This window comes from Rhizobium glycinendophyticum (assembly GCF_006443685.1).
Classification (GTDB): Bacteria; Pseudomonadota; Alphaproteobacteria; order Rhizobiales; family Rhizobiaceae; genus Allorhizobium; species Allorhizobium glycinendophyticum.
In genome coordinates this window covers 206,474-232,192 of sequence record NZ_VFYP01000002.1, presented here as the reverse complement: position 1 = coordinate 232,192, position 25,719 = coordinate 206,474, and the positions used below count along the sequence as shown (strand labels likewise).

Annotated in this window: 28 protein-coding genes; 19 read left to right on the top strand and 9 right to left on the bottom strand. The window is 60.8% G+C overall.

Annotated elements, in window-relative coordinates; all coding sequences use genetic code 11:
- Positions 1–78: 78 nt before the first annotated feature.
- On the top strand, positions 79–585 hold the full coding sequence (locus FJQ55_RS15750; protein WP_140829615.1) for a GNAT family N-acetyltransferase: 507 nt from the start codon (positions 79–81) through the stop codon (positions 583–585).
- A gap of 17 nt (positions 586–602) precedes the next feature.
- Here the strand turns inward: FJQ55_RS15750 and FJQ55_RS15745 are convergent, their stop codons facing one another.
- Positions 603–1,229: a hypothetical protein gene (locus tag FJQ55_RS15745; RefSeq protein ID WP_425467537.1), complete on the bottom strand. Its 627-nt coding sequence runs from the start codon at positions 1,227–1,229 to the stop codon at positions 603–605.
- A gap of 126 nt (positions 1,230–1,355) precedes the next feature.
- On the opposite strand from FJQ55_RS15745, the gene ppa reads away from it, so the two are divergent.
- The gene (ppa, locus tag FJQ55_RS15740; RefSeq protein ID WP_062282223.1) at positions 1,356–1,889 is read left to right on the top strand and encodes an inorganic diphosphatase; all 534 of its coding nucleotides are present in this window, start codon (positions 1,356–1,358) and stop codon (positions 1,887–1,889) included.
- 107 nt (positions 1,890–1,996) lie between these two features.
- Here ppa and FJQ55_RS15735 read toward each other — a convergent pair whose 3' ends face one another.
- The gene (locus FJQ55_RS15735; RefSeq protein WP_062282226.1) at positions 1,997–2,287 is read right to left on the bottom strand and encodes a YggT family protein; all 291 of its coding nucleotides are present in this window, start codon (positions 2,285–2,287) and stop codon (positions 1,997–1,999) included.
- Positions 2,288–2,417: 130 nt separating this feature from the next.
- Here FJQ55_RS15735 and FJQ55_RS15730 point away from each other — a divergent pair, with 130 nt between their 5' ends.
- Positions 2,418–3,665: an MFS transporter gene (locus tag FJQ55_RS15730; RefSeq protein WP_140829613.1), complete on the top strand. Its 1,248-nt coding sequence runs from the start codon at positions 2,418–2,420 to the stop codon at positions 3,663–3,665.
- Here FJQ55_RS15730 and FJQ55_RS15725 read toward each other — a convergent pair.
- The 6 genes from FJQ55_RS15725 to hemC form a co-directional block, all read right to left on the bottom strand.
- Entirely contained in the window at positions 3,650–4,384 is a 735-nt protein-coding gene (locus FJQ55_RS15725; RefSeq protein WP_140829611.1) for a glutamine amidotransferase, read from the bottom strand. The genes FJQ55_RS15730 and FJQ55_RS15725 overlap by 16 nt on opposite strands.
- On the bottom strand, positions 4,374–4,853 hold the full coding sequence (locus FJQ55_RS15720) for a tellurite resistance TerB family protein (protein WP_140830040.1): 480 nt from the start codon (positions 4,851–4,853) through the stop codon (positions 4,374–4,376). The genes FJQ55_RS15725 and FJQ55_RS15720 overlap by 11 nt, the downstream gene beginning before the upstream one ends.
- Positions 4,854–4,866: 13 nt before the next feature.
- Entirely contained in the window at positions 4,867–6,486 is a 1,620-nt protein-coding gene (locus FJQ55_RS15715; RefSeq protein WP_140829609.1) for a heme biosynthesis protein HemY, read from the bottom strand.
- A 4-nt stretch (positions 6,487–6,490) separates the two neighbouring features.
- On the bottom strand, positions 6,491–7,729 hold the full coding sequence (locus tag FJQ55_RS15710; protein WP_140829607.1) for a COG4223 family protein: 1,239 nt from the start codon (positions 7,727–7,729) through the stop codon (positions 6,491–6,493).
- 90 nt (positions 7,730–7,819) lie between these two features.
- Complete coding sequence (locus FJQ55_RS15705; RefSeq protein WP_140829606.1) at positions 7,820–8,542, bottom strand: uroporphyrinogen-III synthase; 723 nt, start codon at positions 8,540–8,542, stop codon at positions 7,820–7,822.
- A 3-nt stretch (positions 8,543–8,545) separates the two neighbouring features.
- The gene (gene hemC / locus FJQ55_RS15700) at positions 8,546–9,475 is read right to left on the bottom strand and encodes a hydroxymethylbilane synthase (RefSeq protein ID WP_140829604.1); all 930 of its coding nucleotides are present in this window, start codon (positions 9,473–9,475) and stop codon (positions 8,546–8,548) included.
- A 72-nt stretch (positions 9,476–9,547) separates the two neighbouring features.
- Between hemC and tsaD the strand changes: the two genes are divergently transcribed.
- From tsaD to FJQ55_RS15675, 5 genes are read left to right on the top strand one after another with little or no spacing between them, the layout of a single operon-like run.
- Positions 9,548–10,642: a tRNA (adenosine(37)-N6)-threonylcarbamoyltransferase complex transferase subunit TsaD gene (tsaD, locus tag FJQ55_RS15695; protein ID WP_140829602.1), complete on the top strand. Its 1,095-nt coding sequence runs from the start codon at positions 9,548–9,550 to the stop codon at positions 10,640–10,642.
- 2 nt (positions 10,643–10,644) lie between these two features.
- Complete coding sequence (locus tag FJQ55_RS15690) at positions 10,645–11,628, top strand: NAD(P)H-dependent glycerol-3-phosphate dehydrogenase (RefSeq protein WP_167507748.1); 984 nt, start codon at positions 10,645–10,647, stop codon at positions 11,626–11,628.
- Positions 11,629–11,650: 22 nt separating this feature from the next.
- Positions 11,651–11,944 (top strand): YciI-like protein, encoded by a 294-nt coding sequence (locus FJQ55_RS15685; protein ID WP_076396836.1) that lies wholly within the window; start codon positions 11,651–11,653, stop codon positions 11,942–11,944.
- 5 nt (positions 11,945–11,949) lie between these two features.
- A complete protein-coding gene (locus tag FJQ55_RS15680) occupies positions 11,950–12,381 on the top strand; it encodes an EVE domain-containing protein (RefSeq protein ID WP_140829598.1) in 432 nt (143 codons plus the stop codon).
- A gap of 8 nt (positions 12,382–12,389) precedes the next feature.
- Positions 12,390–13,034, top strand: coding sequence for a class I SAM-dependent methyltransferase (locus tag FJQ55_RS15675; protein ID WP_140829596.1), 645 nt, complete (start codon positions 12,390–12,392; stop codon positions 13,032–13,034).
- Here the strand turns inward: FJQ55_RS15675 and FJQ55_RS15670 are convergent.
- Positions 13,031–13,390, bottom strand: a complete 360-nt coding sequence (locus FJQ55_RS15670; RefSeq protein WP_140829594.1) for a hypothetical protein — start codon at positions 13,388–13,390, stop codon at positions 13,031–13,033. The two genes, FJQ55_RS15675 and FJQ55_RS15670, sit on opposite strands and share 4 nt — an antisense overlap.
- A gap of 290 nt (positions 13,391–13,680) precedes the next feature.
- Between FJQ55_RS15670 and sdhC the strand changes: the two genes are divergently transcribed.
- The 11 genes from sdhC to FJQ55_RS15615 all read left to right on the top strand — a co-directional run bounded on the left by sdhC (position 13,681) and on the right by FJQ55_RS15615 (position 25,697).
- On the top strand, positions 13,681–14,076 hold the full coding sequence (gene sdhC / locus FJQ55_RS15665; protein WP_140829592.1) for a succinate dehydrogenase, cytochrome b556 subunit: 396 nt from the start codon (positions 13,681–13,683) through the stop codon (positions 14,074–14,076).
- Positions 14,077–14,086: 10 nt separating this feature from the next.
- Positions 14,087–14,467, top strand: coding sequence for a succinate dehydrogenase, hydrophobic membrane anchor protein (gene sdhD, locus FJQ55_RS15660; RefSeq protein ID WP_140829590.1), 381 nt, complete (start codon positions 14,087–14,089; stop codon positions 14,465–14,467).
- A gap of 6 nt (positions 14,468–14,473) precedes the next feature.
- Positions 14,474–16,318, top strand: coding sequence for a succinate dehydrogenase flavoprotein subunit (gene sdhA / locus FJQ55_RS15655; RefSeq protein WP_140829589.1), 1,845 nt, complete (start codon positions 14,474–14,476; stop codon positions 16,316–16,318).
- Between the two features lie 15 nt (positions 16,319–16,333).
- The gene (locus tag FJQ55_RS15650) at positions 16,334–17,113 is read left to right on the top strand and encodes a succinate dehydrogenase iron-sulfur subunit (RefSeq protein ID WP_062282273.1); all 780 of its coding nucleotides are present in this window, start codon (positions 16,334–16,336) and stop codon (positions 17,111–17,113) included.
- 181 nt (positions 17,114–17,294) lie between these two features.
- Complete coding sequence (locus FJQ55_RS15645; RefSeq protein ID WP_140829588.1) at positions 17,295–17,819, top strand: protease inhibitor Inh/omp19 family protein; 525 nt, start codon at positions 17,295–17,297, stop codon at positions 17,817–17,819.
- Between the two features lie 52 nt (positions 17,820–17,871).
- The gene (gene zapE / locus FJQ55_RS15640) at positions 17,872–19,035 is read left to right on the top strand and encodes a cell division protein ZapE (protein ID WP_140829587.1); all 1,164 of its coding nucleotides are present in this window, start codon (positions 17,872–17,874) and stop codon (positions 19,033–19,035) included.
- 179 nt (positions 19,036–19,214) lie between these two features.
- The gene (gene mdh, locus FJQ55_RS15635; RefSeq protein ID WP_113379197.1) at positions 19,215–20,177 is read left to right on the top strand and encodes a malate dehydrogenase; all 963 of its coding nucleotides are present in this window, start codon (positions 19,215–19,217) and stop codon (positions 20,175–20,177) included.
- Between the two features lie 30 nt (positions 20,178–20,207).
- Positions 20,208–21,401 carry an ADP-forming succinate--CoA ligase subunit beta gene (gene sucC, locus FJQ55_RS15630; protein WP_140829586.1) on the top strand — a complete coding sequence of 398 codons (1,194 nt, stop codon included), beginning with the start codon at positions 20,208–20,210 and terminating at the stop codon, positions 21,399–21,401.
- The gene (locus FJQ55_RS15625) at positions 21,401–21,619 is read left to right on the top strand and encodes a hypothetical protein (protein WP_140829584.1); all 219 of its coding nucleotides are present in this window, start codon (positions 21,401–21,403) and stop codon (positions 21,617–21,619) included. The genes sucC and FJQ55_RS15625 overlap by 1 nt, the downstream gene beginning before the upstream one ends.
- Before the next feature lie 16 nt (positions 21,620–21,635).
- The gene (sucD, locus tag FJQ55_RS15620) at positions 21,636–22,538 is read left to right on the top strand and encodes a succinate--CoA ligase subunit alpha (RefSeq protein WP_113379200.1); all 903 of its coding nucleotides are present in this window, start codon (positions 21,636–21,638) and stop codon (positions 22,536–22,538) included.
- 162 nt (positions 22,539–22,700) lie between these two features.
- On the top strand, positions 22,701–25,697 hold the full coding sequence (locus FJQ55_RS15615) for a 2-oxoglutarate dehydrogenase E1 component (protein WP_140829582.1): 2,997 nt from the start codon (positions 22,701–22,703) through the stop codon (positions 25,695–25,697).
- Positions 25,698–25,719: the final 22 nt, after the last annotated feature.

The window sequence follows — 25,719 nt, the reverse complement described above, 5'->3', positions numbered from 1 at the left end:
CCAAAAAGAACAGTTAGACTGTTTCTCGCGGTCGCCGGCATGACGTCGGTGCCGGTCCAACGAGGCGGAAGTGACGTTATGAAGACGTTGTCGATAGACATGCGGTTGGCCGGCCCGACAGATGCCGCGGCGATTGCCGATGTGCACCGCACTGCCTGGCAGCAGGCCTATTCAGGGATCATTCCACACAGAGCTCTCACCCGCATGATCGAGCGTCGCGGCGAAGCATGGTGGCGCAAAGCAACCCGTGGGCCAGCCACGATCCTCATCGTCGAGGTGGCCGGAATGGTCGCCGGCTATGCGTCGCTCGGTCTCAATCGCGCGCGCGCCCTGCCGCATGAAGGTGAGATCTACGAACTCTATTTGCGCCCCGAATATCAGGGCATCGGCCTTGGCCACTCGCTTTTTCACGAAGCGCGTCGGCTGCTCAAGTCCCTCGGCTGCGAGGGTATGGTCGTCTGGTGCCTGGAAGACAGCGAAATCGCCGCCAACTTCTTCCGCTCGAACGGCGGTGTAGACGCCGTGGAAGGCATGGAGGATTTCGACGACGTACAGCTGAAAAAGCTCGGCTTCATCTGGAACTGACGCCGTCTGTTTTCCTCTCATTCGACCACGTAACCTTCCGGCCAGCTGAATGTTCGTTCACTGACGAGGTCACCGCGCTTGCCTACCCATTCCGGCTCCTGCATGCCACAGGCAAAGTCCTGCGCGGTGTCATCGGCGATTTGGCGGGCTTTTACGTTGGCATCCGCATTGGCCTTTGCGTCCACGAGAGCCACCATGCAGGACCCGCCATAGTCCGAAGTGCCGACGCGGGACACGACAAGGATTTCGCCGCGAGATGCTTTGGTCGAGCCGCCCTCAGGCCCGGGATTGTCGATGAACCAGCGCAGGATGGCGGCGAAGGGTTCGCCCGCATCATTGAGCCGCCACTCGATCTTTGTATTTATGTGGTTGAATGCCGAGAAACTTTCGAACGCGCCTTCAATCAGTTCCTTGTCGACCCGACCGTAGAACACGCTTTGTCTAAGGTCACCTTCCTTGAAGTAGACCGGCTCGCCGCGGTAGCCCCTGCATTTGAGGGAAACGCCCATCTGATCTTCTGCCAGGGTCTGGCATTGGTCGAGATCGAGGTCGGTATAGACGCTGTCATTGGCCCTTGCAGCTTCAGGCAGGACGAGGACGGCGATCGTCATTATAACGAGCGACAGAATGCTGGACATCTTCACGGCGTGTTTCTCCTCCCGGAACGGCTGTGGCAGTTTTGTCATCCAGGCTTCACCCAAAGCCGTGTTGCATTGCGCCATATTTCGCATTAGGTAGCGCGAGAATTCAACACTCTACGGGGTCCAGACATGCGTATCGATGCAATTGCCATTGGCAAGAACCCGCCGGAAGACATCAACGTGATCGTTGAGGTTCCGGTCGGCGGCCAACCGATCAAGTACGAAATGGACAAGGACGCAGGTACGCTCGTCGTCGACCGCTTCCTTTACACCCCGATGACCTATCCGGGCAATTACGGCTTCGTGCCGCACACGCTCTGCCTCGACGGCGATCCGCTGGACGTTCTGATCTGCAATACCCGTCCGCTGGTGCCGGGTTGCGTGATCAATGTACGCCCGATCGGCGTCATGATGATGGAAGATGATGGCGGCATGGACGAGAAGATCCTTGCCGTTCCTGTTCCGAAGCTGACCCGCCGCTACGACAAGATCGCCAATTACACCGATCTTCCGGAAATCACCCTGAAGCAGATCCAGCACTTCTTTGAGCACTACAAGGATCTGGAGCCCGGCAAGTGGGTGAAGATCGGTGGCTGGAAGGACGTTGATTATGCCAAGCAGATCATCTTGGAATCGATCCAGCGCGCCAAGGACGAGAAGTAAGCCTCACCGGGCACTTCCCTCTTGCTTCTGAAATTGCAAATCCTCCGAATCAGATCGATCCGGAGGATTTTCTTATACTCAGTGTCGCGATTCCATAGCCGGCTAACTCAGGCAACCAGCGGGAAGATGCTGTTCCAGAGGAAGGAGCGCAGGAAGAAAATGATCAGCAGCACGATGATCGGCGAGATGTCGATGCCGCCCAGATCCGGCATGAAGCGGCGGATCGGGCGAAGCACGGGCTCGGTCACATTATAGAAGAATTGGCCGAGCGAGGCGACGAAGCGATTGCTGGAATTGATTACGTTGAACGCATACAGCCACGAGAAGATCGCGCTCCCGATCAAGATCCAGGTAAAGATGCTTAAGGCCAGGTCGATCGTCTGAAAGAGGGCAACCATTCAAGTCTCCATTTCTTGGTTGACAGAGATGTAGACATTGGCGACTTAACGGACAAGTGGATGGGGCCCACGCAATCCGAATCATGTTTAACGCAGGGGCGTTCGCCCGCATTTCAAGGTTTTTTAGACCATGCACCCGTCCTCGGCCGACGATCGTTTCGCGGCGTTCCGACATTCCTCCTATGCCCGCTTCTTCTTCGCCCGCTTTCTTGGTGCCTTTGCCACCCAGATCCTCAGCGTCTCGGTCGGCTGGCAGATGTATGACAAGACCGGCAGCGCTTTCTATCTCGGCCTGATCGGGCTCGTGCAGTTCCTGCCGTCGCTGCTGTTGATCCTGGTCACGGGTTCAGTCGCCGACCGGTATAACCGGCGGGTCATCGTCGCGGCCTGCATGGTGCTGAGTGCGGTCTGTGGCGGCGCTCTTCTGGCGCTGACTATCACGGATGCCTTCGAGCCGACGATCGTCTTTGCCATTCTCGTCGTCTTCGGCATCGAACGCGCCTTTGCTGCTCCCGCCGTCCAGTCGCTCAGCCCCAATCTGGTGCCGCCCAAGGACTTGTCGAATGCCGTCGCCTGGAACTCGTCCTCTTGGCAGACAGCCTCCATCGTCGGCCCGGTTGCAGGTGGCCTTCTCTATGGAGCAAGCCCGACGGTCGCCTATTCCGTCTGCTTCCTGTTCTTCGTTGCGGCCGCTATCCTGGTGTTCACCATTCCGCGTCCGCCCCAGCGTGTCTCCAACAAGGCGGTCACGCGCGACAGCCTGCTTGCCGGCTTCCGGTTCATCTTCGGTGAAAAGGTTGTGCTCGGCGCCATTTCGCTCGACCTCTTCGCCGTGCTTCTCGGCGGTGCCATCGCGCTGATGCCGGTCTTTGCGCGGGACATCCTGACGCTTGGCCCATGGGGCCTCGGTCTTCTCCGCGCCGCGCCCGGTGTCGGAGCTATTCTGGTCGCCATCGCCCTGGCAAGCTTCCCGATCCGCCACAACGCCGGCACCTTCATGTTTGTCGGTGTGGCCCTGTTTGGCGTCGGCACGGTGCTGTTCGGCCTTTCGGAGACTGCTTGGCTGTCAATCGCAGCGCTGATGTTGATGGGGGCGGCAGACATGGCCTCGGTCTATGTGCGCGAGACGCTGATTGCGCTTTGGACACCGGACGAGGTGCGTGGCCGAGTGAATGCCGTCAACATGGTTTTCGTCGGGGCATCGAACGAGCTTGGAGAATTCCGTGCTGGCACCATGGCCCATTTCATCGGCCCTGTTCCGGCTGTCGTCGTCGGCGGTATTGGGACGCTAGCGGTTGCCGTTATCTGGGCGCTCGGTTTCCCGCAGCTGCGCAAGATCGACGGGCTTGAGGCGCCGGAACGTCACGAAGCGCGCTGAGGCGTCTCGAAGATGAGGTCAAGGAAATCTGAGAGCCAGGCCTTCAGTGGCGCATCGAAGATCATGCGGCCTTCGAGATGCTCGCGGCCCTGCTGAGCATTGGGCAGGACGAAGCGATGCGCGCCGTGTACCACCCAGCGGTGCATCATGGCTCTCGTTAGTTCGGCATGGAACTGAACGCCCCAAGCATTCTCACCATACCGAAAAGCCTGATTTGGATAGATGTCGCCAGTTGCCAGAAGCTTGGCGCCATGTGGCAGGGAAAATCCCTCCCGGTGAAAATGATAGACCATTTTTGGCCACGGCATCAGCAGACGCCCATGCTCGGTTGGACGGATCGGATACCACCCGATTTCGGTGCGCTGTTCGCGGTCCGCTTCGACCTTCCCGCCGAGCTGGCGCACCAGCATTTGGGCGCCAAGGCAGATGCCGAGGAACGGCTTGTTCTCCTTCAGCGGCACGTTGAGCCAACTGATTTCCTGTCGAACGAACTCTTCGGGATCATTGGCACTCATCGGCCCGCCGAAGACGACGGCGCCGGCGTGACCTGCCAAAGTGTCTGGTAGCGATTGCCCGAGAACCGGTCGCCGGATATCGAGAGGGTATCCCTTCTCCTCCAGCATCTGGCCCACCCGACCCGGGCTTGACCGCTCCTGATGCAGGACGATGAGTACAGGCTGCTTGCCGCTTCTGGTGAGCAGCCGGCGGTCAGGATGCATCGTCGGTGGCTCCAAGGCCCGCCCGGTGGGCAGCCTCTTGCCTGAGAGCGATGCGCTCTCGACCCGAGACACCCAGCAGATCCGCCACGCGCCAGATAGCGTGATCTTCCATCTCGCTGCGCGTGCCGTCAGCGTAGACGATGTCCCATAGGATCCCGACCAGTTGCTGCCGCTGGGCCTCATCGAGGTGACGTTTGAGGTCGTTGGTGAAACGGTAATAGTCGACCGCCTCGTTTTCGGCGTCTTGGCCGGCTCGCAACATCGCGTCCAGCTGCTCGCCATCGAGGCCGTATTGCTGCCGCAGGATGTCTCGCAACTTGTCGCGCTCGACATCGAGCACGACGCCGTCCGCTTCCATGACCTGAAAGCACAGAGCCGCGACTGCAATGCGTGGATCGTCCGGTGCAAAGACCGATTTCGGATGGTCTTGCATCACGGATTGGAAAAAAGTCTGGAGACGATCGAGCAGCATCGGGTTCCTGTCAGAACAGCTTGAGACGCGTCTTGGGTTCGGCCGTCGCCACCAAGGGATCCTTGACGCCTGGGTCATCCGGCGGACGGCCGAAGAAGGGCTCAGGTGTCATCGGCTCCGCCTTCGTGGCCTTCGGAGGCTCCGCAGTCGCTCTTGTCGGGGCCTCGTCGGCTGCGGGCTCCGCAACCGTCTCCGACTGGTGGATCACGACCACCTCCGGCTCGATCACCTTGGCTGGCTTCGCCTCCGTCTTGGGAGAGCTGCTTACCGGCGGAAGTGAGGCAAGCGCCTGCTCTCCTTGGGAAAGGCTACCTTCTTCAATCGGGCCTGCAAGCTGGTCAATGGGAACCTTCCACTCGAAGGCATCGAGGCCGCCCGTTACGGGCGAGATCGGCAACCAATGATCCGAGACATGACCGTCTGCCACCCAGGCCGGGTCACGGGGCGCCTTGAGCGCCTGACCCATCCAGTGCCGGATACGACCCTGATCACCGGTTTCGGCTTCCTCGATGTCGGCAAGAAGCAAATAGACCCGTTCGCGGGACCCCATGCGGGCAGCGGCTTCCGCCTTGGCCCGGGCACGTTTGAAATCCTGGGCGTCGAGAGCCGCCTCTGCAACTGCGAGCAGCGATTCGATGTTGTTGGGCTTCAGCGCTTCCAGCTTTTCAGCCTTCTTCAGGCGGTCTGCCGCACTGTCGCCGCTGCGTGATCGCATATAAGCCGCCGCGATCTCTGGATGGGGTTCGATTTTCCAGACTTGTTCCAGCGTGCTTGCCGCCTTGCGCAGGTTGTCTTCCCGAATATAGGCTTTCGCGGCAACGATTGCCGCAGGCACCAGATCCTTGGCCAGCTTCAACGCTTTCAATGCGCTATCGCGGGCCGCAGTCGGTTCCGCCTCCAGCTGGTCCTGGGCGCGTGCTGTCAGGAGTACCGCCTTCAGTCGGTCGGCTTCGTGGCGCTCTATGACATTGGCAATGCGCTGCTGATCGAGCAGGCGGATGGCGTCATCCCAATGGCCGGCGCGGCAGCGATATTCCAGCGTGGCCTTGGCGGCCCACGGCAGATAGGGCGCATGTTCGGCCGCCGTCTCGGCATATTGGCGTGCCGCCTCGTGTGCACCGAGCCTGCTGGCCTCGACATAGAGACCCCGCAAGCCGAGTTCTCGGGTTTCGGGATCTTCAGACATCTCTTGATAAAGCCGTCGGGCCTCGTCGTGACGTCCTTCGATTAGGGCCGTCTGGGCGTCCAGAACGCGGATCAGCGGCTCCTGATCGGCGCGGATCAGGCCGCGGGCGCGGGCGCTCATCTTGCGAGCCAGCAGCGCATTGCCGGCGCCGGCCGCGATCAGGCCCGTCGACAGCGCCTGATACCCACGATCACGCTTGCGAGCACGGAAGAAACGGCGAACAGAATGCGGTGAGGTCCACAGAGTGCGGATCATCCACCAAAAGGCCATCACCAGCCCGATCAGGGCGACAAGGGCCGTCAGCGCCACCATTAGGGTTGTCTGGTAGTTCTGGCCCTCCCACTCAAGCGAGAGATTGCCGGGGCGATCGGCAATCCAGGAAAATCCGAAGGCGGCGGCGAGGATCAGGGCGAGAAAGAACAGTACCTTGAAGATCGTCGTCATGCCATCAGCCCCCATTTCCAGCGATGGTCTTGGACAAGGCGCCCGCCACCACCTCTTCCGCCTCGATGCGGTTTTTCAAGGCCTCGCCGAAGTCAGCCGAGGCTGCCTTGCCGGCTTCCGGCAATGTCTCCCATTCAAGAGCGGCGCCCTTCAGGTCGCCGTTCTGCAGTTTGTTCTCAACGCGGGCGACAATGGCCTCAGGCGTCTCGCCCTCGACATTGCCGACCGGGCGAACCTTCACCAGAGACTTCGCGCTGGCAAGCAAGCGGTCTGTCCAGCCTTCGCCGACATCGGGCTGGTTGATCGCAGTAAGGATATCATCGGAAACCTGGCTGAAGTCGCGTGAGAGCTCCGAGCGAGACTGAAGGCCAGCCGAGGCCATGCGCGACAGAGGGGTGATGGCCGGGTCTTCGGGCGAAACGCTCTTCAGCGCATCAAGTTCAGAGAGGAAAGGACCGCCACGGTCAATCGCTGTCTTCAGGCCGGCCAGAGCTATTGCACGCGCCATTTCGACATCGCTGCGCGGTTCATCAATCTTGCGCTCCGCTTCGCTCAGCCGTGTCCGGCTCTCGTCCAGAGCTTTTGCATTGCTGGCGATCTGGTCGCGAAGGGCCGCGATCGACTGTTCGGCGCCGGCAAGCTGGGTGCGCAATTCCTCGACGATCGATGGATCGACACTCGGGTTCGCCTCGCCATTGGCAGCCTTGGCTTCCAATGCTGCGATGCGTTCGACGAGCGCTGGATCCGCAGCGGAGCCTGGCGGGGCATTCGCCAATCGGGCGACTTCAGCCCTCAGGGCTTCCAGTTCGGTGCCGTCGCTCGCTTCGGCCGGTGCCTGCTGTTGAGGTCCGATGCCCGGAATGACGCCGGCATATTGCATGCTGCCGGCGAGTGCCAAAGCGATCAGACCCCCGAATATACCGGAAGCGATGAGCGCAGAGGTGGAGGGCGAAACGGTCGTGACCGTGCTGTTGCCGGAGGTGTCCGGGCTGGCGGGGGGAACCGTGGCGCTGTCCGAAGTCGTTGGTTCGGCAGCAGTGTCTGCGCGCGACGTCTCATCCAAGGGGCTCGTTTCGGCAGTGTCGCCAACGCCCGGCTCAGCGATTGGCGTCATATCCTCGGTGCGAGCGACGTCTGGCGCCTGTGCGGCCTCGTCCGTCGGTGCCGTTTCCTTGGCCGTCAGTTCGATCGTGACCGGATCGTCCGGGGACTTCGATCGACGGGGTGGCTTTCCGGAAACCATGGCAACCTCTTCATTTCCCTAGATGCAATTAAACCTAGTCAGTCCGCGCAGCGATGGGAAGGGTGAAGGTCCATTTCCTTGTTCCCCGCCCTAGACCAGATCAAGGACTAAGTCCTCGCGAGGTTCCATCGGCCAGACCGCATAAGCCATAAAATCTTCCGGCAATGCGGCGGCAATCTTGTGGCTGAGACACAGGAAGCGGAGGCTTTTTACCCGATCGGCCGGAAAAGCGCCTGCTTTTGCCAAGGCCGCGAATTGCCGCGCGGTTTCTGAGGAGTAGAGGAGGACGCAATCCAGCGGGAATGCCAGAGCCCGGGCTAAGTCTTCCGGTTCGCGCTTGATTGTGACCATCCTATAGCATTCGATGACCTTCAGCCGGCGTGAGGCATCAGCCAGCGTCTGTTCGAATTCCGGCGATCTTGGGTTGCCGGCGAGATAGAGAATTGGCTCTGCCGCGTCGATCTCAGGTGACCCCAGCAGATGCCGGGCAAGGGCGGCGCCGTCTCCTGCGCCCGTCTCGATCCGATCAAAGCCGAGGGATCGGGCCTGCGCTTTCGTCGCTTCACCAACCGCAAAGAGCGGCAAGGCGAGATAAGGTTGCCTCTCTTGTGGTGGAAGCTCCGCCAAAGCGCGGAGGGCTTCGGCGCTGGTCACAGCCAGAGCCGATGCGCCTGGCAAAGGCGCCGGCCGTAGCGTGTCGGTTCGATGTTCGGCCCGCATCAGAGGCAGCAGCACCGGCTGGTGACCGCGCTTCGTCAGTTCCGCAGCGGTTCTTTCAGCTGCCGGCATCGGGCGCGTCACCAGAACGCGCATGGCTCAGGCCCAGCTGTCGAAGAAGTCGGTGCCGGCCTTGGTGCGGATCGTCCCGCCGGCCGTGGCACCCAGTATTGCGGCGTCCGTGCGACTTCCTTCGATCTCCACATCATGCCAGCGGCTGCCGTCAGGCGTGAGGATCATTCCGGAAAACCGGATCGCGTCGCCGTCGACCGTTGCATGGCCGGCAATCGGCGTACGACAGGAGCCGTCCAGGGCGCCCAGGAAAGCACGCTCGCAGCTCACGGCATCGAAAGTGTCGCGGTGGTTGATGGCATCGAGCAACTCGTTCACCCTCGAATCACCGATGCGGCTTTCGATGCAGATCGCTCCTTGTGCCGGTGCCGGGGGGAAATCGCTGGGATCGAGCAGTTCCGTCGGGACATCCTGTTTCCCGAGCCGCTTCAGTCCGGCAAAGGCGAGCAAGGTGGCATCGACCTCGCCCTCGGCAAGCTTGCGCAGCCTCGTGTCGACGAGACCGCGGAAGGTGATGACATTGATATCCGGGCGAAGCCGGCGAATGAGGGCCTGTCGGCGCAGCGACGAGGAGCCGACGGTCGCACCCTGCGGAAGTTCCTTGAGCGTCGGCGCGGTGCGGCCAACGACAGCATCACGCACATCTTCGCGGGGCAGGAATGCGGACAGAAAGAGGCCGTCCGGCAGCTTGGTCGGCATGTCCTTGGAAGAATGCACAGCAAAGTCGAGGTGGCCGGAGAGAAGCTGCTCTTCCAGTTCCTCAGTGAACAGCCCTTTGCCGCCGATCTCTGACAGAGGCCGATCGGTGATCCGGTCACCCTTCGTCGAAAGAACCACGATTTCGAACATCTCCTCCGGAAGATCAAAGGCCACCATGAGGCGGGCGCGCGTCTCTGAGGCCTGAGCAAGCGCCAGAGGGCTGCCGCGCGTGCCGATACGGAAAGGTTTTGTTTGCATCCGAACTTGTCCGTTGTTACCGACAGGTTTCGTAGACCGGTTTCTCGGCAACCGCAATCAATGACAGGCTCCATGGCATCCAAACTGCGCATTCTGGGCATCGAAACCAGCTGTGACGAGACGGCAGCAGCCGTCGTCACACGGATGCAAGACGGGTCTGCCGTAACCGAGGCCGACGTCGTGCTCAGCCAGCTTGACGAGCACAGCGCCTATGGCGGCGTTGTCCCGGAAATCGCGGCTCGCGCTCATGTCGATGCGTTGGATACGCTCATCGAGGAAGCCCTAAAGCGGTCGGGCGTCACGCTTGCAGACGTGGATGCTATCGCAGCGACCTCAGGGCCGGGGCTGATCGGTGGATTGCTGGTTGGACTGATGACCGGCAAGGCGATTGCTATGGCGATCAATAAGCCGCTCTACGCGATCAATCATCTCGAAGGCCATGCGCTCACGGCGCGGCTGACCGACGGCGTTGCCTTTCCTTACCTGATGTTGCTCGTTTCCGGCGGCCACACGCAGTTGGTGTTGGTCAAGGGTGTTGGAGAATACGAACGCTGGGGCACCACGATCGACGACGCTCTTGGCGAAGCCTTTGACAAGACTGCGAAGCTACTCGGCCTACCTTATCCCGGCGGCCCGGCCGTCGAGCGGGCTGCGGCGAATGGTGATCCGAAGCGTTTCGCATTTCCACGGCCGCTGGTCGGGGAGGCTCGGCTCGATTTCTCCTTCTCTGGTCTGAAGACGGCTGTTCGTCAGGCAGCTGAAGGTATCGCACCCGTCACGGACCAGGATATCGCCGATATCTGCGCTTCCTTCCAACATGCGATTTCCCGAACCTTGAAGGATCGCATTGGGCGCGGGTTGCAGCGTTTTGCTGAGCTCTATCCCGACGTCGATCAGCCCGCCCTTGTGGTGGCCGGTGGGGTGGCCGCCAACAAGGTGGTTCGGCAAACTCTGGATGAGCTCTGCGCAATCAATGGCTTCCGTTTTGTCGCTCCGCCGCATCACCTGTGCACCGACAATGCCGTGATGATCGCCTGGGCCGGCCTGGAACGCATGGCGCTCGATATGCCGGCTGATGAACTCGCGGTCGCGCCCCGGTCCCGTTGGCCGCTCGATGCGGATGCAAAGGCGCTGCTCGCTTACGGCAAGCGGGGGGCCAAGGCATGAGCATGCTTCCCGGCATCACGGTCGTCGGCGCGGGCGCCTTCGGTACGGCCCTTGCTGCTGTGATTGCCCAGACCGGCAAGGCGCGCACCCTTCTGCTGGGACGCGATCCGTCGGCCATGGCCGATCTCGTCCAACTGCGGCGGCATCAGGCGGCACTGCCCGGCATCACGCTGCCATCCACCCTCGACTATTCCGCTCGGATAGAAGACCTCCGGGCGGCTGATGTCGTGCTCTTTGCCATGCCGTCCCAGGCGCAAATCGCCGCTGCGGAAACCTATCGCCCCTATCTGAAGTCTGGCGTCCCCGTGGTGATCTGCGCCAAGGGTATCGAGAAGCAGACGTCACGTCTCCTCACGGATGTTCTTGAAGGCGCGCTCCCGGATCATCCGATTGCTGTGCTATCTGGCCCCGGTTTCGCCGCCGATATCGCCAAAGGCCTGCCGACGGCGATGGCGGTTGCAGCGCAGGATCTCGCGACGGCCGAAGCACTGGCAAAGAGCATCTCCGGCCAGACGTTCCGTCTTTACGCGTCCGACGATCGCATCGGCGTGCAGCTCGGGGGTGCCCTGAAGAACGTGCTTGCGATCGCCTGCGGCATCGTCGAAGGCATGGGCCTGGGGGATTCGGCTCGCGCCGCGTTGATTGCACGCGGACTTGCCGAGATGTCCCGTTTGGTCGAGGCCATGGGCGGGCGAGGGGATACGGTGCGTGGTCTGTCCGGGCTCGGCGATCTCGTCTTGACCGCCACCAGCCACCAATCGCGCAATCTGCGCTTCGGCCTGGCACTCGGGCGCGGCGAAGCCATCACCGCTCAGGGCGGGGCACTTGTCGAGGGCGCCTTTGCGGCGGCCGTTGCCGCGCGGCTTGCCGAAGGGCACCAGATCGAAATGCCGATCACCGCGGCCGTCGCCGCAATCATCGATGGCCGGCTGGATATTCCGACCGCCATCACCCAACTGATGTCACGACCGATCACCACCGAGTAAGAGATCCCCTAGGAGAGAGAAGATGTTGTTTGCCGTCATCTGCGCCGACAAGCCTGGACACCTGAACCTTCGGATGGAAACGCGTCCGCCCCATGTCGAATGGCTGAACGGGCTGAATGCTGCCGGCCAGTTGAAGATCGCCGGCCCCTTCCTTGATTCCGACGGCAAGCCTTGTGGCTCGATGTTGCTCATCGCTGCCGATGACATTGAGGCCGCGAAGGCGCTCGCAGCACAAGACCCCTACGCCAAGGCCGGCCTGTTCGAGACGGTCGAGATCAAGCCCTACAACTGGGTCTTCAACAATCCGGAGGCGTGAGCAGGATGGCGTTCTGGCTTTACAAGTCCGAGCCCTTCAAGTGGTCCTGGGAGATGCAGAAGGCCAAGGGCGAGGTCGGCGAGGAATGGACTGGCGTTCGCAACTATCTCGCTCGCAACAACATGCGGGCGATGAAGATCGGCGACAAGGGCTTCTTCTACCACTCCAACGAGGGGCTTGAGATCGTCGGCATCGTCGAGGTCTGCGCTCTGTCGCATCCGGATTCCACCGCCGAAGGCGATGCCCGCTGGGACTGCGTCGACATCCGTGCCGTCTGCGACATGCCAAAGCCGGTGAGCCTCAAGGACATCAAGGCGAACGAAAAGCTCGCCAAGATGTCTCTGGTCACGTCGATGCGTCTCTCCGTCCAACCGGTGACCGAAGACGAATATTTCGAGGTCTGCCGCATGGGTGGTCTCGATAAACCGCCCGTCTGAGTTCGCCCGTGAAGACCGATCCCGAACAGTTCATCCTCGGCAATACTAGCCCGATTGTACCACCACATGTGCCGGAAATCCGGCTGCATCTGGCAAGCGAGGTGCATGACCTCTGGCTGAAGACGGAGGAGGATCTGGAGGCGATCGGCCTGCCGCCGCCGTTCTGGGCTTTCGCTTGGGCGGGAGGACAGGGGCTTGCTCGTCATGTGCTCGACAATCCTGAGCTCGTTCGAGGCAAGCGGGTGCTCGATTTCGCCAGCGGCTCCGGGCTCGTGGCCATTGCTGCGGCGATGGCCGGCGCCAGTGAGGTGCTCGCCGCCGACATCGATCCCTGGGCGCGCACAGCGGTGCGGCTCAATGCCGCGCTGAACGGTGTGACGCTCGCCTTTACCGACGACGATCTGATCGGCCTTTCGGTGGATTTCGATGTCGTGCTGGCGGGTGACGTCTTCTATGACAGCACCTTCGCACAGTCTCTCACGCTGTGGTTCGAGCAATTGGCAAAAGCGGGATGCGACGTGCTGGTCGGCGACCCCGGGCGTAGCTACCGGCCCACGGCCCGTCTGGAACCGCTCGCCACCTATATGGTGCCGGTGACGCGCGTCCTGGAGGATGCCGAAATCAAGAAGACCACGGTCTGGCGCTTCGTCTAGCGGCCGGGCCTGATCACGCAGACCCCGGCCTCGAAGGAGCAGGCGCTGTCCGGATTTTCGGCAGATATTTCAATGATCTGAACCTTTGGTTCTGGAACGATCACCGAGTGAAGAGGAGCGCGACGGTCTCGCGCGATAAAGATGCCGTTGCCCTTGATGCGCACGGCAGACAGGCTGCCGACAAAGGTGCCGACACCAGGTATCACAGATGGTAACCCGTCTCCACCGAAGATGCTTTGTTGATGGTGCTCATGCCGATGCCGATCTTGGACGGACCCCCGGTCGCCTGCCGACGCGACCGTCGGGGCAAGAGGGAGGGCTAATGCCGAGGCCAGGGCTACGCGAAACAGGAACATCGGGCTACTCTCCGAAACATGGTTAACCGGTGGTTAACGCATCATGCCGGATAAAGTCGCTAAAGTCATCCAGCGACTTGCTTTTTTCGTAGTCGGACATGCTTCGATGCGTGATGCTAAAGTTCTATTCACGCGAATCGATTAAATTGAAATCGTCAAGCGAATGTGCTTGTCGTCCGGGTGTTCGGGGATTAAACGTCGCCATGATGCAATGCACCACTTACGTTTTGGCGCTTTTGCTCCTGAAATGTCCGAAAGCTCGGACCGCATCGAGACGCCGCGAGGTTTAGATGGCGAATGTGACGAAAAACCGGCCCCTGTCGCCGCATCTGCAAGTATATAAGCTCATCCCGACCATGTTGATGTCGATCCTGCATCGAATCACGGGTGGTGCGCTCTATTTTGGCACCGTTTTGGTTGCTTGGTGGCTGATCGCCGCCTCGACCGGCGCCGACTATTTCGAGTGGGTCAACTGGTTCATGGGCACGATTATCGGTCGCCTGATCCTGTTTGGCTTCACCTGGGCTCTGCTGCACCACATGCTCGGTGGTCTGCGTCACCTGATGTGGGATGTCGGCTACGGCTTTGAGAAGCATTTTTCCACCAAGCTTGCCAAGGCGAACATCATCGCGTCCGTCATTCTGACCGTCGTCGTCTGGGCCATCGCTTACATCATCCGCACCTGAGGCATTCTCCATGGATATGCGCACTCCGCTCGGTAAGGTCCGCGGCCTTGGCTCTGCCAAGGAAGGGACGGAGCACTTCTGGCGTCAACGTCTGACCGCCGTCTCCAATCTGCCGCTGATCCTCTTCTTCGTCGGCTTCCTCGTGATGTATAGCGGTGCTCCCTACGCCGAAGTGGTCGGCGCATTGTCGCACCCGCTGGTCGCCGTCGTCATGGCTCTGGTCGTTCTGTCAGCGCTGGTCCATATGAGGCTGGGCATGCAGGTGATCATCGAGGACTATGTCCACGCGGAGATCCCCAAGCTCTTGCTTCTGATGCTCAACACATTCTTCGCGATCCTGATCGGCGGTCTCTGTCTTTTCGCCATCTTGAAGATCGCTTTCGTAGGGTAATTCAACATGGCAACCATTCATAACTTCGCCCAAACCGGCAAAGCCTATACCTATGTTGACCATTCCTACGACGTGGTCGTGGTGGGTGCCGGCGGCGCCGGACTGCGCGCGACGCTCGGCATGGCCGAACAGGGTTTCAAGACGGCCTGCATCACCAAGGTTTTCCCGACCCGCAGTCATACTGTTGCGGCGCAGGGCGGTATTGCCGCGTCACTGACCAATATGACGCCGGACTGCTGGCAGTGGCATCTCTACGACACGGTCAAGGGTTCCGACTGGCTCGGCGACGTCGATGCCATGCAGTATCTCGCCATGGAAGCGCCGAAGGCGGTTTACGAGCTCGAGCACTATGGCGTTCCCTTCTCGCGTAACGAGGAAGGCAAGATCTACCAGCGCCCGTTCGGCGGTCACATGCAGAACTACGGCGAGGGCCCGCCGGTACAGCGCACCTGCGCTGCCGCCGACCGCACCGGCCACGCCATCCTGCACACGCTCTATGGCCAGTCGCTGCGCAACAATGCGGAATTCTTCATCGAATATTTCGCGCTCGATCTGATCATGTCTGACGATGGCAGCCGCTGCACCGGCGTCGTCGCCTGGAACTTGGACGACGGCACGATCCATCGCTTCTCGGCCAAGATGGTCGTGCTGGCGACCGGTGGTTATGGCCGCGCCTACTTTTCCGCGACCTCGGCGCATACCTGCACCGGTGACGGCGGCGGTATGATCGCCCGTGCGGGCCTTCCGCTGCAGGATATGGAATTCGTCCAGTTCCATCCGACCGGCATCTATGGCGCCGGCTGCCTGATCACCGAGGGTGCGCGCGGCGAAGGCGGTTATCTCGTCAACTCCGAGGGCGAGCGCTTCATGGAGCGCTATGCACCGTCTGCCAAGGACCTCGCCTCGCGTGACGTCGTCTCACGCTGCATGACAATGGAAATCCGCGAAGGCCGCGGCGTCGGCAAGAACAAGGATCACATCTTCCTGCATCTCGACCACCTCGATCCGGCCGTGCTGCACGAGCGCCTTCCGGGCATCTCGGAATCGGCGAAGATTTTTGCCGGCGTCGATGTGACCCGCGAGCCGATCCCGGTTCTGCCGACCGTTCACTACAATATGGGCGGCATTCCCACGAACTACTGGGGCGAAGTCCTGAATGCCGACTCCAGTAATCCGGAACGCATCATCCCGGGTCTGATGGCCGTCGGCGAAGCGGGCTGCGCCTCGGTCCATGGTGCGAACCGTCTAGGCTCCAACTCTCTGATCGACCTCGTTGTCTTCGGCCGCGCCGCTGCGATCCGGGCTGCCGAGGTCATCAACAAGGCCGAGCCGATCCCGCATTTGAATGTTTCCGCCTGCGACAAGATCATGGACCGCTTCGACAAGACGCGTCACGCGTCGGGCCAGACCCCGACTGCCGTGCTGCGCGACAAGATGCAGCGCGCCATGCAGGAAGATGCCGCCGTCTTCCGCACGCAGGAATCGCTCGAGAGCGGCTGCAAGCGCCTGTCGGCTATCTGGAAGGAACTGCCTGATATCAAGGTCACCGATCGTTCGATGATCTGGAATTCCGATCTGGTCGAGACGCTCGAGCTGCATAACCTTATGGCCAATGCGATCACCACGGTCTATGGGGCCGAGGCCCGCAAGGAAAGCCGCGGTTCGCACGCCCGCGAAGACTACACGTCTGGTCCGTTCGCCGGGCGCGATGACGAGAACTGGCGCAAGCATACGCTTGCCTGGGTCTCGGAAGCGGGTGACGTCAAGCTCGACTACCGCCCCGTCCACACCGAGCTCATCGCTGAAGGCATCGATCCGCAAAAGATCGCGCCGAAAGCTCGTGTGTACTGATTTGAGGAACTCATCATGGTAGAACTCGCTCTCCCCAAGAATTCCCAGGTCACAGAAGGCAAGGTCTGGCCGAAGCCGGCTGATGCGAAGAACGTTCGCGAATATCGGATCTATCGTTGGAACCCCGACGATGGCGCCAATCCGCGGATCGATACCTATTACATCGATGTCGATGATTGCGGCCCGATGGTTCTCGATGGCCTTCTCTACATCAAGAACAATATCGACCCGACACTGACTTTGCGCCGTTCCTGCCGTGAAGGCATCTGCGGTTCCTGCGCGATGAACATCGACGGGACCAACACGCTCGCCTGTACCAAGGGCATGGATGACATCAACGGCACGGTGAAGGTCTATCCGCTGCCGCATATGCCTGTGGTCAAGGATCTCGTTCCGGATCTCAGCAACTTCTACGCCCAGCATCGCTCGATCGAACCCTGGCTGAAGACGGTCTCGCCCCCGCCCGCCAAGGAGTGGAAGCAGAGCCATGACGACCGCCAGAAACTCGACGGTCTCTACGAGTGCATTCTCTGCGCCTGCTGCTCGACCTCCTGTCCGAGCTACTGGTGGAACGGCGATCGCTATCTCGGTCCGGCCGTCCTGCTGCAGGCCTATCGCTGGCTGATTGACTCAAGAGATGAAGCGACCGGCGAGCGCCTCGACAACCTCGAGGATCCTTTCCGCCTTTATCGCTGCCACACGATCATGAACTGCGCTCAGGCCTGCCCGAAGGGGTTGAACCCGGCGAAGGCCATTGCCGAAATCAAGAAGATGATGGTCGAGCGCCGCAGCTAACCGGCGATCACGACATTGCGAGGCCGCCCGGAACCAGTTTCGGGCGGCCTTAGTTTGTCCGTATAGTGCCAGCTATAGATCGCGGGAGACATGGAACTTGATTAACCATATCGGCGTAACATATTTCTAACCCAGTTGTACGGCAGGTTGCGGCGCGAGTCGCAAGAGCGGGAGTGTCATAATGAAGTCTTTCCATGCGGTCACCGGAGTCGCCATTCTTCTGGCACTCGCAGGCTGTCAGAGAACGTCCTATAACAGCGTGGACAATGGCAACAGCGCTCTGCCACCTCTCCAGGCACAACCGGTTCCTTCCGTACAGTCTGGCCAGTTGCCACCTCCCGGCGGCGCCACTCCTGGACAGTTCCCGGCAGCCCCGGCCAATACGGCCGCCGCAGGCGGTATGGCAGCCGCACCAGGTACCGCGCTGGACGTGACGAAAGAATCCATGGTCGGTAACTGGCGAGTTCAGAGCGCCGGCGTCAGCTGCGATATGTTCCTGACGCTCACAAACCTCGGCAGTGGCTCGCGTGGCGGGACCCGTGGTTGCTCGGGAGAGTTGACGGCGATGGGTTCCTGGGAAGTGGCCGGCAAGCAGGTTGTGCTCAAGGATCGTAACGGCAATACGATCGGCAGCCTTTACAAGACTGCAGATGCCCGTTTTGACGGTAGCACCGGATCTGGCCAGCCGGTAAGCCTGAGCCGCTGATCCCATCCTCCATCCTGTGACGGCCACATGGCCGTCACCAAGGATCTATCCCATGCAGCCCATTCCTGATTATGCGCTCAGCGTCGTCGAACAATTGCGCGCGATGACGGAGGCGGGAACCCTGCAGCCGGATGCGGCTCAATTGCAGGTGGCGCGAAAGCTCGACCGGATCCTGACCGAGCTCAAGGCCCGCAAGCCGGCGTCCAAATCCAGCGCGCTGGGCTGGATGTTCGCCCAGCGTCGCAAGCCGCAGACACCCATTATGGGCCTTTATGTCCATGGCAGTGTGGGCCGGGGCAAAACCATGCTGATGGACCTGTTCTTCAAGCTGGCGCCGATCGAGAAGAAGCGGCGAGCCCATTTTCACGAATTCATGGCGGACGTGCATGGCCGCATCCACGCGCATCGCCAGAAACTGAAGGCCGGCGAAACGAAGCAGGCGGATCCCGTGCCGCCGGTGGCGGCAGCGCTGCGCGACGAAGCGCAGCTTCTGTGCTTCGACGAATTTACCGTCACGGACATCGCCGATGCAATGATCCTTGCCAGGCTCTTTACCGAACTCTTCGCGCGCGGCTGTATCCTTGTCGCCACCTCGAATGTTGAGCCGGACAACCTCTATCGCGACGGGCTGAACCGCAGCCTGTTCCTGCCCTTCGTCGGGCTTCTGCAACAGTATGTTGAGGTCGCCTCTCTCGATTCGCCGACGGACTACCGCCTTGAGAAGCTGGAAAGCTTGCCCGTCTATGTGGCGCCCCTTTCACAAGAGGCGTCGGCCCAAATGGATCGTGCCTGGACCCATATTACCGGCGGAAAGCCTGAAGTCCCCGCGACAATCGAAATGAAGGGCCGGGTGGTCGAGATATCAAGGGCTTCCGGGCGCCATGCACGCTTCACCTTCGACGAACTCTGCGCGCGTCCGCTGGGCGCCTCCGATTACCTCGCCATTGCCGAACGCTTCGATGTCGTCTTCGTCGAGAACATCCCGCATCTTGGTCCGGAAAAGCGCAACGAGACGAAGCGTTTCATCATCCTGATCGATGCGCTCTACGATGCGCGGGTGCGCCTCTTCGCGTCGGCCGTCGCCATGCCCGAGGAGCTCCTGACAGCAAAGAAAGGCACTGAAGGTTTCGAGTTTGATCGGACCGTTTCGCGCCTTTTTGAGATGCGAAGCACCAACTATCTCGCCGACCATGAAGAAGTCCGCGCGAAAACATGACGAGCATGTGACGAAGATTCTTACCTTTACGTAAGAATTTTGTCTTCTAACCGATTGAAATTCATACACTGAAAATTATCGATTGCGATTCTATCAGGTTGGGTCTATTCGGTCTGTCCACAAGGACAGGCTAACACTTCGTCTCGACCTTGGTTTTGGATCTAAAAGGAAGCTCTGCAATGGCGCGCAAAAAGATCGCTCTTATCGGTTCTGGTATGATTGGTGGAACGCTGGCGCATCTCGCCAGTCTGAAGGAACTCGGCGATATCGTCCTGTTCGACATTGCTGACGGCATCCCGCAGGGCAAGGGTCTCGATATCGCCCAGTCCGGTCCGGTCGAAGGTTTCAATGCCAAGCTGTCTGGCGCGAGCGATTATGCCGCCATCGAAGGCGCCGACGTCTGCATCGTCACCGCCGGCGTTGCCCGCAAGCCGGGCATGAGCCGCGACGACCTGCTCGGCATCAACCTCAAGGTCATGGAACAGGTCGGCGCCGGCATCAAGAAGTATGCCCCGAACGCCTTCGTCATCTGCATCACCAACCCGCTCGACGCGATGGTCTGGGCCCTGCAGAAGTTCTCCGGCCTTCCGGCAAACAAGGTCGTCGGCATGGCCGGTGTTCTCGACTCGGCCCGCTTCCGCCACTTCCTCTCGGCTGAGTTCAACGTGTCGGTGGAAGACGTCACCGCCTTCGTCCTCGGCGGTCACGGCGACACCATGGTGCCGCTCGCCCGTTACTCGACCGTTGCCGGCATTCCGCTGACCGACCTCGTCAAGATGGGCTGGGTCACCAAGGAGCGCCTGGAAGAAATCATCCAGCGCACCCGTGACGGCGGCGCTGAAATCGTTGGCCTGCTCAAGACCGGTTCCGCCTACTATGCGCCTGCTGCTTCCGCCATCGAGATGGCCGAGTCCTACCTCAAGGACAAGAAGCGCGTTCTGCCCTGCGCTGCCTACCTCACCGGCCAGTACGGCGTGAAGGACATGTATGTCGGCGTACCCGTCGTCATCGGTGAAGGCGGTGTTGAGCGCATCATCGAGATCGACCTGAACAAGGCCGAGGAAGAAGCCTTCCAGAAGTCTGTCGGCGCGGTCGCTGGTCTCTGCGAAGCCTGCATCAATATCGCCCCGGCTCTCAAGTAAGCGCCATAGGCCCAGAATAGGGACACGACGATGAACATTCACGAATACCAGGCCAAGGCCCTCCTGAAGGAGTTTGGCGCCCCGGTCGCAAAGGGTGTGGCGATCCTCAAGGTCGAAGAAGCCGAAGCTGCAGCCAAGCAGCTTCCCGGCCCGCTCTACGTGGTCAAGAGCCAGATCCATGCCGGCGGTCGCGGCAAGGGCAAGTTCAAGGAACTTGGCCCGGACGCCAAGGGCGGAGTTCGCCTGGCGAAGTCGATCGAGGAAGTCGTGGCGCATGCCAAGGACATGCTCGGCAACACGCTGGTGACGGCTCAGACTGGTGAAGCCGGAAAGCAGGTCAACCGTCTCTACATCGAAGACGGCGCCGACATCGCCCGCGAACTCTATTGCTCGCTGCTCGTCGACCGCTCGGTCGGCCAGGTTGCCTTCGTCGTTTCGACCGAAGGCGGCATGGACATCGAAGCCGTGGCCCACGACACGCCCGAGAAGATTCACACGATCGCCATCGATCCGCAGGCTGGCGTCACGGCCGCCGACGTTGCCAAGATCACGGCTGCGCTGGAACTGACCGGCGCTGCTGCGGAAGATGCCAAGTCGCTCTTCCCGATCCTTTACAAGGCCTTCGCCGAAAAGGACATGGCCCTGCTCGAGATCAACCCGCTGATCGTCATGCAGGACGGTCACCTGCGCGTTCTCGACGCCAAGGTCTCGTTCGACGGCAATGCACTGTTCCGCCACGACGACGTTCGCGCGCTCCGCGACGAGACGGAAGAAGACTCGAAGGAAATCGAAGCCTCGAAGTGGGACCTCGCTTACGTTGCCCTCGACGGCAATATCGGCTGCATGGTCAACGGTGCCGGTCTCGCCATGGCGACGATGGACATCATCAAGCTCTACGGCAAGGAGCCGGCAAACTTCTGCGACGTCGGCGGTGGTGCCGGCAAGGAGAAGGTCGCGGCTGCCTTCAAGATCATCACGGCTGACCCGAAGGTCGAGGGCATCCTCGTCAACATCTTCGGCGGCATCATGAAGTGCGACGTGATTGCGGAAGGCGTTGTCGCCGCCGTGCAGGAAGTCGGCCTCAAGGTTCCGCTCGTCGTTCGTCTCGAAGGCACCAATGTCGAACTTGGCAAGAAGATCCTGAACGAATCCGGCCTCGCGATCACCGCAGCCGACGATCTGGACGACGCTGCCAAGAAGATCGTCGCGGCGATCAACGGCTGATGAATACGAGAGCCATCATCGCATTTGCGGTGCTGGCTCTCATTGCCTGCTGGTTTTGGTGGCAGGAAGAGGAAAAGTTTTGTGAAGCGTTCGACGAGGATGCATCACCGGCAGCGTTCACATTGTGCGTGCCGCTTTCCCCCTTCGCCGCTGTCGGCATCGTCATAATTTGCTGCGTCGCCATTCTATGGATGAAACGACGCAAGAGCTCACGGTAGAGATCGGGATCAAAGAATGTCCATTCTCGTGAATAAGAACACCAAGGTCCTCGTTCAGGGCCTGACCGGCAAGACCGGAACCTTCCACACCGAACAGGCGCTCGCCTATTACGGCACGCAGATGGTCGGCGGTATCCATCCGAAGAAGGGTGGCGAAAACTGGACCGGCTCCAAGGGTGAAACCCTGCCGATCTTCGCGACCGTTGCCGAAGCCAAGGAAAAGACCGGTGCCGACGCATCCGTGATCTATGTTCCGCCGGCCGGTGCAGCCGACGCCATCATCGAAGCGATCGACGCCGAGATCCCGTTCATCACCTGCATCACCGAGGGTATCCCGGTCATGGACATGGTGCGGGTCAAGGCCAAGCTCGACAAGTCCAAGTCGCGTCTGCTGGGCCCCAACTGCCCGGGCATCCTGACGCCGGAAGAATGCAAGATCGGCATCATGCCGGGCTCGATCTTCCGCAAGGGTTCGGTCGGCATTGTATCGCGCTCGGGAACACTTACCTATGAAGCCGTGTTCCAGACATCGAACGAAGGTCTCGGCCAGACGACCGCCGTCGGCATCGGTGGCGACCCGGTCAAGGGTACCGAATTCATCGACGTGCTCGAGATGTTCCTGGCCGACCCGGCCACGACCTCGATCATCATGATCGGCGAAATCGGCGGATCGGCTGAAGAAGATGCAGCCCAGTTCCTGATCGATGAAGCCAAGAAGGGCCGCAAGAAGCCGATGGCCGGATTCATCGCCGGTCGTACCGCCCCGAAGGGCCGCACCATGGGCCATGCCGGTGCCGTCGTGTCGGGTGGCAAGGGCGATGCGGAATCGAAGATCGCTGCCATGGAAGCCGCCGGCATCAAGGTTTCGCCTTCGCCGGCACGTCTGGGCAAGACCCTGGTCGAAGTCCTCAAGGGCTGAGACCTGACCAAAATCAAGCCAGGCGAAGGGTTGATGGATCAATCCTACGCCTGGATTTCGCATCTATTAGGCGATTCGCATTCGAGGCGATCGTGAGCGGCAGGCCGGGCATCCGGCCATCAATTCTAGTCGGGAGGCGGGCCGAAGCGCTCGCGAAACACCATGGGTAGGCAAGAAGCCAACGAGCAGTTCCTGGTCACGTCGTTCCTCGACGGACAGAATGCGGCCTATATCGAACAGCTTTACGCACGTTACGAAGACGATCCCTCGTCGGTGTCCGACGAATGGCGGGCCTTCTTCAAGGCACTAGCCGACAATCCGACCGACGTGAAGAAGGCCGCCAAGGGCGCCTCCTGGCAGCGCAAGAACTGGCCGATCGCCGAGGGCGGCGATCTGGTCAATGCGCTCGACGGCAATTGGGGCGTGGTCGAGAAGGTCATCGAAAAGAAGGTGCAGGCCAAGGTCGAGGCGACCGCTGCGTCAACTGGCAAGCCGGTTTCGGAAGCCGAAGTGCTTCAGGCAACGCGCGACAGCGTGCGCGCCATCATGATGATCCGTGCCTACCGCATGCGTGGTCACCTGCATGCCAAGCTCGATCCGCTCGGTCTGGCCGCTCCGGTCGAAGACTATAACGAGCTTTCGCCGAGCAATTACGGCTTCACCGAAGCCGATTACAGCCGTAAGATTTTCATCGATAACGTGCTGGGTCTGGAATATGCCACGATCCCGCAGATGCTCGACATCCTGCAGCGGACCTATTGCTCGACGCTCGGCGTCGAGTTCATGCATATCTCCAATCCGGAAGAAAAGGCCTGGATCCAGGAGCGTATCGAAGGTCCTGGCAAGGGTGTCGAATTCACGCCGAACGGCAAGAAGGCGATCCTGCAGAAGCTGATCGAGGCCGAAGGCTTCGAGCAATTCATCGACGTCAAGTACAAGGGCACCAAGCGCTTCGGCCTCGACGGCGGTGAATCGCTGATCCCGGCGCTCGAACAGATCATCAAGCGCGGCGGCCAGGACGGTCTGGAAGAAGTTGTTCTCGGCATGGCCCATCGCGGTCGTCTGAACGTTTTGACCAACGTCATGCACAAGCCGCATCGCGCAGTTTTCCACGAGTTCAAGGGTGGTTCTTTCAAGCCCGACGAGGTCGAAGGCTCCGGTGACGTGAAGTACCATCTCGGCGCTTCCTCTGACCGCGAGTTCGACGGCAACAAGGTGCACCTGTCGCTGACAGCGAACCCGTCGCATCTGGAAATCGTCAACCCTGTCGTCATGGGCAAGGCCCGTGCCAAGCAGGACCAGCTCGCCAAGGTTTGGGACGGCGACGTCATCCCGCTCAAGGAGCGCGCCAAGGTTCTGCCGCTGCTGCTGCATGGTGATGCGGCCTTTGCCGGCCAGGGTGTTACGGCCGAAATCCTCGGCCTTTCTGGCCTGCGCGGTCACCGCGTTGCCGGCACGCTGCACGTCATCATCAACAACCAGATCGGCTTCACGACGAATCCGGCCTTCTCGCGCTCGTCGCCCTATCCGTCCGACGTCGCGAAGATGATCGAAGCGCCAATCTTCCATGTGAACGGCGATGACCCGGAAGCGGTCGTCTATGCGGCCAAGGTTGCAACCGAATTCCGCATGAAGTTCCACAAGCCTGTCGTCGTCGACATGTTCTGCTATCGCCGCTTCGGTCACAACGAAGGCGACGAGCCCAGCTTCACCCAACCGAAGATGTACAAGGAGATCCGCGCCCACAAGACGGTCGTGCAGATCTACGGCGAACGTCTGATCGCGGAAGGCCTGATCACCGAAGGTGAACTGGAAAAGATGAAGGCCGACTGGCGCGCTCATCTCGAACAGGAATTCGAAGCCGGCCAGAGCTACAAGCCGAACAAGGCCGACTGGCTCGATGGTGCCTGGTCGGGTCTCAGAACCGCCGATAATGCCGATGAGCAGCGTCGCGGCAAGACCGCCATGCCGATGAAGCAGTTGAAGGAAATCGGTCGCAAGCTGTCGACCATTCCCGAAGGCTTCAAGGCTCACCGCACGATCCAGCGCTTCATGGAAAACCGGGCGCAGATGATCGAGACCGGCGAAGGCATCGACTGGGCCATGGGTGAAGCGCTCGCCTTCGGTTCGCTCTGCGTCGAAGGTCACAAGATCCGCCTGTCCGGTCAGGATTGCGAGCGCGGCACGTTCTCGCAGCGCCACTCGGTTCTATACGATCAGGAAACCGAAGAGCGCTACATCCCGCTCGCCAACCTGGCGCCGAACCAGGCCCGTTACGAAGTCATCAATTCGATGCTGTCGGAAGAGGCCGTTCTTGGCTTCGAATACGGCTACTCGCTGGCCCGTCCGAACGCGTTGACCCTCTGGGAAGCCCAGTTCGGCGACTTCGCCAATGGTGCGCAGGTCGTTTTCGACCAGTTTATCTCGTCGGGCGAACGCAAGTGGTTGCGCATGTCCGGTCTCGTCTGCCTGCTGCCGCACGGCTACGAAGGGCAAGGGCCGGAACACTCGTCGGCACGCCTTGAGCGCTTCCTGCAGCTCTGCGCGGAAGACAACATGCAGGTCGCCAATGTCACGACGCCGGCCAACTACTTCCACATCCTGCGCCGTCAGGTGAAGCGAGATTTCCGCAAGCCGCTCATTCTCATGACGCCGAAGTCGCTGTTGCGTCACAAGCGTGCAACGTCGAGCCTTGCAGAAATGGCTGGCGAAAGCTCCTTCCACCGGCTGCTCTGGGACGATGCCGAGGTCATCAAGGACGGCCCGATCAAGCTGCAGAAGGACGCAAAGATCCGTCGCGTCGTGCTCTGCTCCGGCAAGGTCTATTACGACCTGCTGGAAGAACGCGAAAAGCGCGGCATCGACGATATATACCTGCTGCGCATCGAACAGCTCTATCCGTTCCCGGCCAAGGCGCTCATCAACGAGCTCTCGCGCTTCCGCAACGCAGAGATGGTCTGGTGCCAGGAAGAGCCGAAGAACATGGGCGGCTGGTCCTTCATCGATCCTTATCTGGAGTGGGTGCTCGCTCACATCGACGCCAAGTACCAGCGCGTGCGCTACACCGGCCGTCCGGCTGCCGCCTCGCCGGCAACGGGCCTGATGTCGAAGCACCTCGCCCAGCTCGAAGCCTTCCTCGAGGACGCACTGGGCGGTTGATCCGCCCAGTCTTTCCCTCGCA